Below are 14,937 nucleotides of genomic sequence, written 5' to 3' on the forward strand. Positions count from 1 at the left end.
CACTTCTGCCATAACTGATACATTTAGGGTTACACTATACAAAGGTAACTTCAGCTTGACTATTTACATTCTCTTTGGCGTGATTTTTTTATCTCATGGGAATTTCATTACACGTTGTTTTTAATGTTGTTACGATAAACTATTTCCATTCCTCAATTGGCATATCATCAGGTCCTTCCCCTTCAGGCTGGAATGTCTTCTCCTTCTGATTGATAAAGATTTCTCTCTTTTCATCACCGCAAACCACAGTCAGAATTCCGTAACGCTGATTTTCGGTATTATTTTCTGAAACGGATATTTTCAATGTATATTCTCCCGCCGTTCCCTGTGAAGGAGATACGCTTATCCATGATGATGCAGACTCGTCAACTTCAACACTCCAATCTTTGTTTGTCACAAGATTTACTTCTATTACCTTTTCTGCACTGCTTATATCCCATGAAGTCTGAGATTCGGGAATATCAAGAACTGTTTCCTGTCTGCCCTGAAAAATATTAATATCCTTTCTCATATCACCGGATACTATAGTTACAAATCCGTAGCGTTCTTCTTCGGTATCATTTGCCGACACGGATATCTCCAATGTATATTCTCCTGCAGTACCTTTTGAAGGAGAGGCACTTATCCATGACGAGGCTTTATCATCAACTTCGATGTTCCAATCTTTATTGGTTACAAAATTCACTTCAATGACCTTTCCCAGACAATTTACATCCCATGAAGTCTGAGATTCAGGAATGTCAATAACAGTTTCCAAACCATATTGCATTAATGAAAGATCCACTCTTTCATCGCCTGACACGATAGCCACAAACCCGTAACGCTGTTCGCCTGTTTCATTTGCAGCTACAGATATCTCCAATGTGTAATCTCCTGCTGTTCCTTCATTAGGCGACACACTTATCCACGATAAAGCCGATTCATCTACTATTATCTCCCAATCGTTACTTGCAGAAAATTCCACTCTAATCAAATCTCCCTCATTGCTTACATCCCACGATGTTTGTGAATTCGGAAATTCAATTGTTACATCTTCTTCATCATCACCACCTTCCAACAAATCGATAAGTTTATCGCACGAAGAAAAGATAAATAAAAACATGACAAGGAATCCGGAAAGCAGAGCCTGACTCCTTTTAAGAATAACTTTAGATGACATACTATAAAAATTTATTGATAACATTAATTACTGTTTTCTCAAATAAAGGCAATATAAAAATATTACTTCATAAACGCCGGTACCGGCAAATGCATGCCGGCTATCACAAGATTATTCTTGCGGGCATACTCTATATAATGTTTACGGCTTTTTATTGCTCCTTTTTTGTCCATGTCGTATGTGGCACAGATATCAGGATATTTCAGCTGCAGCGCCGCTCCGTGCATCAGATCACCTACCACCAACAGCTTGCCGGTCTGGAATACAGTATGTCCAGGAGTATGGCCGGAAGCATCCATTGCTATAACATTACAAGGTAGTGTATCTCCAAAAGCAAACATATGAACACGGTCGCCATACGCTTTCATCATAGTTTCTACCTGCGACTTCTTGTCCTCTGGCATTTTCATCCACGCATCATACTCCGTTTTAGAGGCATATACTTCTGCATTTGTAAATACAGGACTGCCGTCTTTCATCATGCCTCCTATATGGTCTCCATGAAAATGAGTTATGAAAATATAGTCTATTTCAGACGGTGCGACACACAAAGTTTTAAGGCCTTCCTGTAACTTGCTGTCAGGTGCTCCTACTCCTGAATCAAAAAGCATATACTTTCCATCCTTTTCTACCAGGAAAGCGCTCACCGAGGCAGGTATGCCATTCTGAAGTGAAAGACTGTCAATCTGTGCATCTGTAGCATCCGGGAATAAAAAGCGTGGCATTAGGCGATCTTTTGCATTATCGCGTATCCATGTAACTCTCACTCCATCAAGTTCTAAGGTGGATAGCATATTTTCTTTGACATTTAATACTTCCACACTTTCTGTAATCACATCTTTTTCTTTTGATTGTTTTGATTGTCCGGAACAACCAAGCATAAACAATGGTACTATCATATATGCTACACTACTGACAACAACATTCTTCATAGACATTTATTTTACGGTTTATTACTTCATAACACCATATAAGGTATATAAAAAAATATTTCCTTAAGGATAGTCTTCTGTTTTGAAATATACAAAGATACTTATTTATTGTTTAAATACCGAAACAATTTGTTATAATTTTCAAATTAGAAACAGCTATATACAGACAATAAATATATTACTCTAAAAAAAGATCCCCTTTTTCCATGAATTCAAGAAAACCGTATCTTTATCATTTGTCATTTTTGGTTTTAAAGCCTTTAAGCTAACAAATAAAATCGGCTTGATTTAAGTAATATTCATGCGAATATATAAATACTAATTATTATTTATTATTGCCAATATAAGTTATCACTATTCAACAAACATTATGAAGGTTCCATACCTTTTGGAATAGCCATAGCCACCATATTCACCATTAATTTTAGGGCCATTAGGGCCATAGGTTCATATGGCCCTATTTTACCGGTACATAGTCATATAACATAATATATTGTACAATATAATGCCAGATATTTTCTGATATTATGGATTATTTTTGAACCTTAAATTTATATAGGTTTATATCACATGTACATGCTATGAAAAATATATAAGCTCATTGCCGCATTTTGTATAATTTTAACTTTTATTAAATACAAAAGAAATCGTTCATATATATAAATTTACCATATATCAGGTTAGTATAAAGCTGAAAGAGTTATTCAATATCGGAATTCATGAGAAAATATGATTGAAACTATTGTTAGAAAAATGGGGCCATATGAACCTATGGCCCTAATAACCCTAATTCATGCAATTTTTTTATATGAAAAGCAGTATAAAACAAATGTAAAGGATTGCTCTATAATTAACATAATACAACAAATAATCAAAGCTTGGATGTAGAAACAAAAATGAAAAAAGAGGTGATTATCAGAAATTTTGAAACTAAATACAATAAAGCATAATTAGATTTTATACACTCCCACAAAAGCGTGCGCACGTTCAAGGCAAAGCGTGCGCACGCTTAAAATCGAATGAACGCACGTTTTAAGCGAAATGTGCGCACGTTTTTTTGAGCTTGTTTTATAGCATTTTTCCATAGATTTCCCAACTAGAATTTGGAAATCAAAATAAATTGCATTATTTTTGTAATTGAGTGTGGCGCAATTTTAAAACCACCACATTTTAATTCTATTTTTTCATAAACAACAAAACAATGTCGAAGAAGCAAAACAGCAGGTTTATGGATTAAAAAAATCATTCATTAAACTAAGTTTTTTCCGATGGCCGCAAAGAAAAAAAATCATGCGGCAGGGATTGCTATGCTCTTTGACTTACGGGTTCATACCCGACTCTTCGACTGGGAAGAGGGGGTTCTATTTTGAAAACTAGTTGTTAGTTACTAGTTATTAGTTGTTAGTTATCAGACTTTAAAGAAACTCAGAAATCACGTTGTTTATGAAAAATGTATTCTTACGCGTAAAACGCAATTTCGATTCAAATTCAAATAATTTTGCTCCTGAATATGCCGACTGTCACCTTGATGTAGAATTTTCAGCTCCTAAAGGTCTGACCGGAGTAAAAGAGATGTCGGTACGTATTTATTCTTCCTCTTACAGGTTAATGGGTACCGGATGTATCACCCATAATCCGGACAATATTCTGAAAAAATCTTCCTTTCTACTGGCAAATGACGATTTATGGGATGCCGGCATGTATCGAGCCTACATATATATAAACGGAAATCCTAAATGGTTCTGCGAACTTGACCTGCCGATATCTTCCAACTATTGGACACGAAAAGCAATGCAGCCAATAGAAGGACATCAGCAGGAAATGTTCTTTGCCGGGAAACTAGCATTTACCAACTGGTGGCATAAGCTGTACTGTGGACGTTTCAAAGAGCCTCTCATAAAGCTGCTGATAGACAGACTGCTGATTTACAGTAATGATATAAGCAACAGAAAGGCCGAAAAAGTGCCTCACCTGCTGGTGACCGGCGAGGGTGAAACCTATGGTGCCAAGGCTTTGGCTTCGATGATTTTGGGCGGATTCATAACAGGCGATGATGTCTCCATGAAATACAGCCTGTCGCTCGAGGAAATCACTACGGGAGCTTACGGATGGAAGAACATGGAAGAAAAGGTGGCAAAGGCAAAGGCTGTGATTGTGGAGGTGACGGAACTGAAATACAACGCTCACACCATGAACATAGTAAACCTCATTGCCAGCATTATCAGATACGACACATTCAAGGATACAACTTTCATCCTGCATGGGAAAGACAAGGACATTGCAATGATGATGGAAAAATGTGTACTGATGAACGGACTATTCACCGAAGAAACCACATTCAGGTTGTCATCCGACAGATCAGTAGGATTTGAATATGAGTACGACCAGGAGGCTGAAGATTTTCAGAGACTGGTAGAGGGACTGATGGATGAAAAATTCGGCTTCAATAATGACGAGGAAGAATCCCGAATATCCGGTATAAAGGCGAAAAAGGAACTGGAAGACATGGTAGGACTGCAAAGAGTGAAGGACGACATGAGAGAGGCCAGAATGATGGCTATGTTCAACCAAAAGAGGGCTGAGATGTGTCTGCAGACAAATAATGAGCAGCGAAACCATATGCTTTTCCTTGGTAATCCGGGAACGGGAAAAACCACTGTGGCAAAACTTGTGGGCGAAATATATCACAATATGGGTTTGCTCAGCAAAGGGCACACAGTGGAGACTAACCGCTCCAAACTGGTGGGAGAATATATAGGTATGACAGAAAAAAAGACTCTGGAAGCCATAGAGGAGGCACGAGGAGGTGTACTGTTCATTGATGAAGCATACACACTCGTATCTCATGAGAGTGATACGAAGGACTTCGGCAAGGAGATTCTGAATGCTCTGCTTACGGTACTCTCCGAGCCTCAACCTGACATGATTGTAATCCTGGCAGGATATGAGGACAAGATGATGAATATGATGAAAACAAATCCGGGACTGAAAGACCGCTTCCCGCTGACATTCCATTTTAACGACTATTCTGCAGAAGAGCTGATGGAAATGGCTTGCCGCACACTGAAAGCAGGAAACTACCGATTGACTGACGACGCTCATAAATATCTGAATACCTTGATAGAAAAAGCTGCGGCTAACCGCAACGAGTATTTCGGAAACGGACGATGGGTGCATAATCTGATTTATCAGGGCATCATAAAAAGTATGGCTCGAAGGGTTATGACATCCTCTCCTTCCGAAAGAAACATAGACATAGATATGCTGTGTGTGATTGAAGAATCAGACATAATAGAAACTGAAAAAAACTTTCTCAGCCTGAAAACGGCAAATATTTCATCACCACGCCCTATTGGTTTCAGGGCGTGAGTGATATATGTTATTTTTTTAGTAATTTTGATTCTGAATATAATAAATAAAAGGATATGATATCACTGGATAAACTTAAGGACATAGTAATGAATGCTTCGGCACTCATGGTTACCGAAGGATTTGACATTTCGAGCAAGGAAGGGTATTCAAATATTGTTACCTCTTCGGATATAGCTGTACAGGATTACTTGTGTAAACAGTTGGCAGAGGCACTGCCGGACAGCGGATTTCTTTGTGAAGAAGAGGATATGCATGATGCAAACCATGAATATACATGGATTATCGACCCGATAGACGGGACAGCCAACTATAGCCGTGGAATAGCAGAATGCGCCATCTGCGTAGGATTGAAACATTATTCGGACATGATAATGGGGGTTGTATATCTTCCAAGGACTAGGGAAATGTTCTATGCAGAAAAAGGTAAAGGAGCTTATCTTAACGGCAAGAGAATCAATGTTTCAAATCGTGGCTTCGGAAATGCGATAATGTGTACCGCCCTGCCTGTATATCATAAGGAATATGCAGAAATATGTTCGGGGATAATACGTGAAACTTTCGGAAAATGTAACGACATACGCCGCTTCGGTGCTTGTGCTCCTGAATTGTGCTACCTGGCAATGGGAAGATGCGAACTGTACTTTGAGTATCTGTTAAGTCCATGGGACTTTGCAGCCGCATCACTAATCCTTACGGAAGCCGGTGGAAAGATTTCAGGTCTCGACGGCAAACCTCTTGACTTTGTCTCTCCTTGCGGAGTAATAGCCGGAAACAGCTCTGAAAATCTGGAAGAGCTTTTCACTATTATACAGAAACACATCGGATAAAACCGGGATACAGATGTCCGCCTACAGAAAATGCCAACCAATTCAGTTCTGATTTTGGTTGGCATTTTCTGTTTTGTACATCATGCAAATTATCAAAACATTGATAATCAGCACATAATATCTATTCTATGTACATTATAAAATCATTATCATCCTGCAAAATCTATATATCTTTGCAACCGGAGACAAAAACATAGCCAAACAAATTATGAAGAAAACATTATTGACTATCATTACTGCTACAGCATTGTCGTCATGCTGTACTGTTTTTACCGCATCGAAACAGAACGTTACATTCATGGCTCCAAACGGAACAAAGATTTATGATGTAGAGACTAATATAAAGATAGCGGAAGTTGAAAAAGATAACATGGTAACTACTAAGATAAAGAAAAAAATCACAGACAAACAGCTTATAGCACGAAAAGACGGTTACGCTCCCACCCCTTTCATTCTTGAAACAGAATTTAATGCCTCATCCCTTTGGAATTTCCTTTTCTGGCCGGGATTTCTGGTTGATTTGGGTACCGGCAAAATGTTTAAATGGGACAACACAATTATTAATGTAGAACTGGAACCTGAGACAGGAACCAATGAATAAGAGAAACTAAACTAGACTTAACTATAAGTTATTTCGATACACGCAGCATTGAAATCAAGTAAAAACATCCCGCTATAATTATAAATTAAATGAATCTCCGTAGTAATTTTTCCGCTGACTACGGAAACTAAAAAATCCTGCTTCCGTATTCTTATAAGAAAAACGGAGGCAGGATTTTATTTTGTCTAACTTTAAAACTAAGATTGAGATTACTTGATATTGGATTCTTCAAGCTTATATCCAAACTTCTTGTCTGCAATTTTAAGGGCAAATGCCACCAGCAATGAAAGTACGGCAAAACCTGTGAAAATACACATAGGGAGTGTATAATCGTATAGGTTTGTTCCTGTTGCAGTCTTACCGGTGATACAATAATTGTCGAGTACAAAACCGATAAGTGTAGGTACACCCCACAGACCTATGTTCTGTATAAAGAAGATAAGCGCGTATGCTGTTCCAAGCTGATGGGCAGGGAATATCTTCGCTACAGAAGGCCACATTGCAGAAGGCACAAGCGAGAATGCTATACCGAGGATTATCATAAGAATGATGGCGATGTATGCACCTGTGATGAAAGGCAAAGCATAAACAAAGTGTACGAATATAAGCATTGCTGCTCCGAACATCATTATTGAAGCTGCCTTTCCTCGCTTATCGACCATTCCACCGAATACCGGCGTAAGGATCAATGCTCCCAAAGCAGGAAGACCCGCAAAGAATCCGGCTACGTTTTCGTCAATACCGTACTTTGTAATCATCAGTTCCGAAGCGAATTTCTGGAATGGGAATACGCATGAGTAGAACAACACGCAAAGCAGGGCAATGAGCCAAAAGCCCGGATTTGAAAGGATTGTTGCCACATCCTTGAAAGAGAACTTTTCGTCGTCAGAAGATTCATCCTTGATTTCTTCCATCTGTGTATCGAGCTTCTTGTCGAGTACAGAGAATGAGAAGAATGCAATCATACCGCCTACGAGGCATACAAGACCAATGAGAACAGGTGTAGTAAGTTCGAACGAACGTGCCACAGGAATAGCTACTGCGTATGCAGCCTGCGAACCTACACGTGCAAGGGCAACCTGAACTCCCATAGCTGTAGCCATTTCCTTACCACGGAACCATTTGGCTATCATCTTCGTTACGGTGATACCGGCAACCTCGGCTCCTACTCCGAACACTGAATATCCGGCAGAAGCGACGAAGACATCGGCTTTGTATCCAAGGATTGTATCGGCAGTTCCCACCATGCTTGTCATGGCATAATACTCAAGTCCTGTACCTACTACCATGAGTATGGTAGCCAACTTTCCTGTAAAACGAATGCCGAATCTGTCAAGAATCAATCCTCCCCATATCAGCATAAGGCAGAATACATTCAGAAAGCTGTAGGCACCTGTGTATATTCCATAATCACTACTTGTCCATCCAAGACCATTGTCGGCTGGAGCAGCCTCAAGCATACTCTTTAGCGGTGCGACTACATCGTTCACATAATAAGCAGCCATCATTGTGAAGGCTACAATAGCCAGAGCACCCCAACGCATGCCCCACGAATCGTTTAACTTTTTCTTTACCTGTTGTGTCATTTTATGTATATTTATTTATCATTTTTCGAAAAAACGATGCAAAGATACACATTTTCTTGCATTTAGGAAACAAATATACATTTATGCCAATGATAAAATCAGCAACTGCGCCGTGAGGACACGAAGGAACATAGTAAGCGGATAGACTGTGGCATATCCTACTGCAGGAGCATCGCATGATGTCTGGTCGTTGGAATATGCAAGTGCAGGCGGATTGGTTGTCGCTCCTGAGAGGACTCCGATAAGGGTATAATAGTTGAGTTTGAAAGCATAACGGCCTACAAGTCCGGCTATAATCAAAGGCACTACGGTAATTATAACTCCATATCCTATCCATACATATCCTCCATGATGAACTATAGTATCAACAAATCCGGCTCCGGCTCCCAAACCTACACAGGCAAGGAATAGTGAAAGACCTATCTCGCGGACCATCAGATTGGCACTCATGGTGGTATAGGTTATCAGTTTGTACTGAGGGCCGAAACGGCTGATCAATATAGATACAATTAGCGGACCTCCTGCCAGACCTAACTTAACAGGCTGAGGGATACCGGGGAAAACAAATGGAATACTACCAAGAATACATCCCAAAGCTATACCTAGGAATATAGGAATAAGGTTAGGATGGTTAAGCTGCTTCAACGAGTTACCGAGAACTTTCTCTGTCTGACCTACTGCAAGCTCATTACCGACAATCATAACACGGTCGCCTATCTGGAGCTGAAGGTTTGGTGAAGGAACCAAATCTACTCCCGAACGGTTTACTCTGACTACATTGGCTCCAAAACTGTTTCTGATTTTGAGCTGTGAAAGCATCTTGCCATTTACCTCTGAACGGGTAATAACGACACTTCTAGTTACAAGGTCGGCTTCTTCATTGTCCCAGTTCATCTCTACCTGACAGCCAAGGAATACTGTTATGGCATCAATATCAACCGGAGCAGATGTAAGAAGAATCTTGTCGTTCAGGTTCAATACAGTATCGGCACCTGCCATTTCCACTGTTCCTGTATCTGCATGATATATGTGTGAAACAACGAAATATCTCTTCACCAGAGGATGTATATCACGGAGTTTCTTTCCTATTACAGACTCATTGTGTATCTCGATGGTAACAGGGCGTACAGTAAGTTCCTGAAGATGTCCCAAACCGCGTTTGGCATCAGTTTCTTCTGTATCAAGCTTAACGCGAAGAATATATCTCAGTCCCCAGAGAGAAAGGATACATCCGATTACACCAAGCGGGTATGCCACAGCATAACCTAATGCTATTTCTGGAGCATCAACACCGTTGAGGTCGCTATTTGCCTGTTGTGCGGCACCAAGACCCGGTGTATTGGTTACGGCACCGGAAAGAATACCAACCATAGTTGTGATAGGCACTCCGGATACAAAATGGAGTACTATTGCCAGAATTACACCGGAAAAGACAACTGTCATCGCCACCATATTGAGTGTGAGACCTCCTTTCTTGAATGCCGAGAAGAAACCCGGGCCAACCTGAAGACCTATAGAATAGACAAACAGAATAAGTCCGAACTCCTTGAGAAAATGGAGCAGGTGTTCATCAAGATTCATATTGAAATGTCCGAAGATAATTCCGACGAAAAGTATCCATGTGATACCCAAAGAAACACCGGCCACCTTTACCTTACCAAGCGCAATACCTATCGTTATTACCAATGACAGAATAAGTACGGAGTGCGCCACTCCCCCTCCCCATAAATTGGGATAACCCATAAACAGGTTTTCAATCAATTCCATAATTATAGTTTTTTATTGTATTAAATTTTCATAGATTTTGAATTACGGGGGGCAAAGGTAATAACAATATCTCTATAAAGATAATATTTATGGGAGAGAATTCTTTTTGTGAAAAGGGATAATGTCAGATATTTTATGATTTGCGAAGTGTATTAAGAATGTCGCTCATTGCATCAATGTCAGAACATATCCTTTCCAATACATTATCCAGACTTTCATCCAGCGATATAAGATTTTCCAATGTCTCGCTGTCCATATCCCTAAAGTTAAATTTCTTATGGAGATTTCTATAGGCCAGATACCATCCACGCTGGTCTTTCTCATAAAAAGACATTTTAAAGTTCGCCATCAAATCATCATAGTCCTTGTAATCTGTTATTGGAACGTAGTCACACTTTCCATTTCCGGTATTCTCAATATTTTTCTTTCTGGCAAGTAAGCCGCATTTTACAGGAGTATGCATTCTGACAGCATATAAAATATCTGAATCTTTATAATCTCCTATTTTAAACTCAAACCCGTAGTGATTGTCCCTGTTGTTTCTATAATAGTTTTCTACCATATCATCAGAAGCAATAATATAATTGCTGTTTTTAGTGGCAGGAGCTACTTTATAGCCTTTACCTTCCATCTTTTTCCTAAGACTATTCCAAAACTGTTTCTGCAAAGATATTTCACTTAGTTCTATTGCTTTTTTCAGTGTAGAAATATTTCTGATATACTCATTATTGCCAAGTATCAACTGTTCAAGTTCTTTTTTCATTTCACTATGCATAGTCTGGTTGGTAAGATATTTTACTAAATTAATATAATGATTTATAGCTTCGCGTAATCATAGGCCTGCCGGACACCTCATTCTTACTCCTGCATTTCTCAAGCCATTGCAATATATCCTTTTCATATGAAAGGATATGACAGTTTACACCTTGCACTAACTGTTTCTTGTTTTTATCATTACCGGTTGTCTTATCTTCATCGTGAACATCACCGAATAATGACAGATATATCAACCTATACTCTGTTTTCAGGCTTTCGGCATAATTATAATATCGCCTTATCTGATTATCCTGGTCTGATGCATAAATTTTATTTTCGATAATTATACATTTTCCGGAAGAATCCATTATATGTATATCTATGCGACCGCCTGTTTCATCTGTGACTTCTCCAATATACTTTTCACGCTCAACTATAGCATTAGCCGATTCGAAATTCATATCCTTAAAGATATCCATTTCAAGAAACAGCTTCAAAAAGACATCTCCCATCCTGTGTCTTCCTTTAGGATTAAGAAGATCAGCGATAAAAGCAAAATGCACGCCCGTTTCATTTGATGTCATATCAATTACCTGAAATATATTATAATACTCACTGGATAGAAACTCCCGGTTAATATATTTTTCAGATATCCTGCATACTTCTTTCAGTAAGTTTTCCATATTGATTCTCTTTTTATCAATGGTACAAGAATATTCTCTATAACAGTATTATCCAGACGGTGTCCTCCATCAAACCATATGACATTATCATAATGAGAAGTATATTCATCAAACCCGTTTACGAGAGTGTCATTTCTCCCAAACAAGGCATAGGTATATTTTATGTCAAAGTCCGTAATATTCTCAAACTGACAGGATTCTAGTTTCTGATAGGCATCGCACAGTTCAGGAGTTATTTCAAAATGAGTTTCTCCATCTTGGCGTGGATTGAGAAACTCCTGTGTGCCGATTATGGTACGCATAAACTCAGAGACATGGAAAGCTGGATTGACCAATATCCTTTTATATCCCTTTAGTAACTGTGTGAACATTCCTCCCATGGATGTTCCGACAATAATATCCGGATGCTCTATTTCGCATAGTTCTTTCAGCATAGAAAAAGCTTCTTGTGGATTTACCGGCAGATCCGGAGATAAAACCTCATATTCGGGTAAAAGTTTTCGTAAAGTTCCTGCTGTAGCGGACATACCTGAAGAGGACAGTCCGTGTATGTATAAAAGTTTCTTGGAGGGCTTTTCTTCTGACAAATTCTTCTTTATAAAACTTTCTTTAAGCATAATCTTTCAATCTTATTATTTTCACGTTTTATACAATTATACTCATTCCGGTCAATAAATTTCATTTTACAGGAACTTTTTTCAAAAAAACTTTTAATAAGAAGCCTTGAAATTGAAGACCGGCCTTATAATAGTCTCTATATCAACTGAATCAAATATATTCTGTATGATTTCATCTTTAGGTTTATACACCATAGGAGATTCGTCTTTTGTTTTTTCAGTTATAGTCTCACTATAGATGCCTGACATAGAATCTCTGAAATCACTCAAACTGATTTTATTGATAGCATCTGTACGGCTCATTATTCTTCCGGCACCATGAGGAGCTGAGAAGTTCCAGTCTTCATTGCCTTTTCCAATACAAATCAAAGAACCGTCACGCATGTTCAATGGTATGATACATCTTTCTCCTAATCGGGCTGATATGGCTCCTTTCCTGATTATATTATCATCACCAATATAATTATGAACACTCTCGAACGCTTGAAAAGACTCTTTAGAAAGAACAAAACCATTACTGACCATAAAATCCATTATCTGATCTACGATTAACTGTCGATTGATTTGCGCCCAATGCTGACAAATATGCATATCATGAAGGTAGTCACAACGGAACTGTCCTTCTAAATAACACAATTCTTGAGGTATAGTAAGTTCCCTGGTTCTGAAGGAGTTGTGCAGTTCCCTTATGACTCCCTGTAATTCATTTCTTCTTCCTTCTTTTTTATACTCGGCTATTATACGATTTTTTTCTTCAATCAGCTTATCCCACCCGGACTGACATTTAATAGCCAGTTTCTGATAAAAATCTGCCACCTGCTTCCCTAATTTGCGGCTTCCTGTATGCACAACAAGATAATAAAGACCGAATTCATCTTTGTCCAGTTCTATAAAATGATTTCCACCACCAAGCGAACCTATGGGTTTATATAATCTACGAGCTTCCTTCAATTCACGATAACAGCGTAGCTGCAATATCAATTGCTTTGCATTCTGATACAGTTCTGAATACTTTCCAGGCAATGCCAGATAGTTTTCATCCCTAATGTCACGCCCTGAAGGAATAGCATGGAGGATATATTCATTCAAAGCGTGGAAGTCTATAGGATTGCAGCACAAAAATGGCTTGACAATCATACCACATCCTATATCTACTCCCACTATGTTAGGAATCACCTTGTCACCCAGGTTCCCTGTGAAACCTATCACACAACCTGCTCCGGCATGAACATCCGGCATAATGCGAATTTTACAATCACTAAATACACCTATAGACAGCAACTGCCTGATTTGTTCTATAGCATTATCTTCTATATTCTCTGTGAATATCTTTACATCATATCCTTCTATCGTCTTCATAAGATTATCTCTAATTACATTTGGTGAATATATCAAGTCGGAAAATATTTTTCTCTATATTGGAGTCATTATACATTCCCCATTTTAAGTTGCTTTCTTTATTCAAATTCTGCATAATACCATGAACAGTCTCATCCAAGAAAATTCCGACCGTACCATCATCAGTATCATTATTATTAAAAGTGATCAAAAGAATCATATTTGAAATATCATCATCAGAACTATATTTTGAAGGAAGATACTTAGATAAATTACTTGACTCTTGTCTTAAATAGTTTATATCACCTGATAGTGAGAAATATTCGACATACCTGGTATCGGAATTATATTTTAAAAATGTACCCACATCATAAATATCAAAACATAGTATGCCACGGTTAACGATTGAACCTATAAGATTTTTAACAAACTCAATCACTCTCCTATTCCCTTCCTTAAACAATCCGGATATTGTATTGCATGGTAAAGTATCATAATCTACCACAAAGATTCCATCTACCAGTTCTTCCAGACTATGTAATAAATCTAAAGCGTTTCTCCTTTTCTCAATATCTTCTGATGAATGAGGCAATGTGACAACAAGCAATTTTATCTTGGTTCCCATTTCAACCGATTTCTGAAGAAAAGTTTTTATGCAACCCTCACCGGTACCTCCTCCAAGACATACGACAAAACATGATACTATTTCACTTATAATTTTATCCAAACCTTGTAATGTCTTTTTACATTCCGACTCAGCAAATCTTTTATTTTTTCCACTTCCCAGTCCATCAGTACCTATAAGATATTTATGCGGCAATGACAGTTCCTCCATTTCTTTTCTGTTCATGCCAAACACGTATAAATATCGTTTTAAGAATTCATAATCCTGCATTTCATTTACTATTCTTCCGGCTCCACCTCCAATACCAATTATAGAGACAATGGATTTATTTTCTTTAGGAAAATAGAAAGGCTTTGTTGAAATTGTATTTTCTTCCATGCTTAAATGTCTTTATTTGAAAATCAGAAAAGCAGCAGAAGAACTGATATTCTTCTACTGCCATCATGTCTGTGTCAACACTAATCTAATTTCTTGAAATCAAAATCATTCTTACTGCAACAGGCTTTCTGATAATCAAAGCCATACATACGCATATAAGCCTCCTTCAGTTCTTTTGCTCCATTATAAAATGGATCTGAAGTGTGGGTTTGAGTAGTTACAGTCACTTCCATTTCAGGTGTCAGTACTGTTCCGTTTGTTCTCTTTACTCTCTTAGGAGTTACTCTGAATACTCT

The 14,937-nt window shown here is 38.4% G+C and carries 13 protein-coding genes; 3 read left to right on the forward strand and 10 right to left on the reverse strand.

Features of this window, described 5'->3' with window-relative positions; all coding sequences use genetic code 11:
* Nucleotides 1-139 precede the first annotated feature (139 nt).
* Nucleotides 140-1,159, reverse strand: coding sequence for a BACON domain-containing protein (locus H6A61_RS13935; protein ID WP_204394460.1), 1,020 nt, complete (start codon nucleotides 1,157-1,159; stop codon nucleotides 140-142).
* A 62-nt stretch (nucleotides 1,160-1,221) separates the two neighbouring features.
* Entirely contained in the window at nucleotides 1,222-2,091 is an 870-nt protein-coding gene (locus H6A61_RS13940) for an MBL fold metallo-hydrolase (protein ID WP_204394462.1), read from the reverse strand.
* A 1,443-nt stretch (nucleotides 2,092-3,534) separates the two neighbouring features.
* Between H6A61_RS13940 and H6A61_RS13945 the strand changes: the two genes are divergently transcribed.
* From H6A61_RS13945 to H6A61_RS13955, 3 genes are all read left to right on the forward strand, one after another.
* A complete protein-coding gene (locus H6A61_RS13945; RefSeq protein ID WP_204394464.1) occupies nucleotides 3,535-5,460 on the forward strand; it encodes an AAA family ATPase in 1,926 nt (641 codons plus the stop codon).
* Between the two features lie 56 nt (nucleotides 5,461-5,516).
* The gene (locus tag H6A61_RS13950; RefSeq protein WP_204394466.1) at nucleotides 5,517-6,290 is read left to right on the forward strand and encodes an inositol monophosphatase family protein; all 774 of its coding nucleotides are present in this window, start codon (nucleotides 5,517-5,519) and stop codon (nucleotides 6,288-6,290) included.
* Nucleotides 6,291-6,498: 208 nt separating this feature from the next.
* A complete protein-coding gene (locus H6A61_RS13955) occupies nucleotides 6,499-6,891 on the forward strand; it encodes a hypothetical protein (protein WP_204394468.1) in 393 nt (130 codons plus the stop codon).
* 209 nt (nucleotides 6,892-7,100) lie between these two features.
* Here H6A61_RS13955 and H6A61_RS13960 read toward each other — a convergent pair whose 3' ends face one another.
* The 8 genes from H6A61_RS13960 to H6A61_RS13995 all read right to left on the reverse strand — a co-directional run.
* On the reverse strand, nucleotides 7,101-8,477 hold the full coding sequence (locus H6A61_RS13960) for an MFS transporter (RefSeq protein ID WP_204394470.1): 1,377 nt from the start codon (nucleotides 8,475-8,477) through the stop codon (nucleotides 7,101-7,103).
* An 81-nt stretch (nucleotides 8,478-8,558) separates the two neighbouring features.
* Nucleotides 8,559-10,244 (reverse strand): putative transporter, encoded by a 1,686-nt coding sequence (locus H6A61_RS13965; protein WP_204394471.1) that lies wholly within the window; start codon nucleotides 10,242-10,244, stop codon nucleotides 8,559-8,561.
* Nucleotides 10,245-10,377: 133 nt separating this feature from the next.
* Nucleotides 10,378-11,007, reverse strand: a complete 630-nt coding sequence (locus H6A61_RS13970) for a hypothetical protein (protein WP_204394473.1) — start codon at nucleotides 11,005-11,007, stop codon at nucleotides 10,378-10,380.
* A gap of 40 nt (nucleotides 11,008-11,047) precedes the next feature.
* Nucleotides 11,048-11,683 carry a PD-(D/E)XK nuclease family protein gene (locus H6A61_RS13975; protein WP_204394474.1) on the reverse strand — a complete coding sequence of 212 codons (636 nt, stop codon included), beginning with the start codon at nucleotides 11,681-11,683 and terminating at the stop codon, nucleotides 11,048-11,050.
* On the reverse strand, nucleotides 11,668-12,300 hold the full coding sequence (locus tag H6A61_RS13980) for a YqiA/YcfP family alpha/beta fold hydrolase (protein WP_204394476.1): 633 nt from the start codon (nucleotides 12,298-12,300) through the stop codon (nucleotides 11,668-11,670). Before H6A61_RS13980 ends, H6A61_RS13975 begins: the two co-directional genes overlap by 16 nt.
* A 93-nt stretch (nucleotides 12,301-12,393) precedes the next feature.
* The gene (locus tag H6A61_RS13985) at nucleotides 12,394-13,659 is read right to left on the reverse strand and encodes an RtcB family protein (RefSeq protein ID WP_204394478.1); all 1,266 of its coding nucleotides are present in this window, start codon (nucleotides 13,657-13,659) and stop codon (nucleotides 12,394-12,396) included.
* Nucleotides 13,660-13,669: 10 nt separating this feature from the next.
* Nucleotides 13,670-14,641 carry a hypothetical protein gene (locus H6A61_RS13990; protein ID WP_204394479.1) on the reverse strand — a complete coding sequence of 324 codons (972 nt, stop codon included), beginning with the start codon at nucleotides 14,639-14,641 and terminating at the stop codon, nucleotides 13,670-13,672.
* An 80-nt stretch (nucleotides 14,642-14,721) separates the two neighbouring features.
* Nucleotides 14,722-14,937, reverse strand: a 216-nt coding sequence (locus tag H6A61_RS13995; RefSeq protein ID WP_204394480.1) for a DUF6140 family protein, incomplete at its 5' end; no start/stop codon positions are given.

This window comes from Bacteroides caecigallinarum, from assembly GCF_016901995.1.
Lineage (GTDB): Bacteria > Bacteroidota > Bacteroidia > Bacteroidales > Bacteroidaceae > Phocaeicola > Phocaeicola cellulolyticus.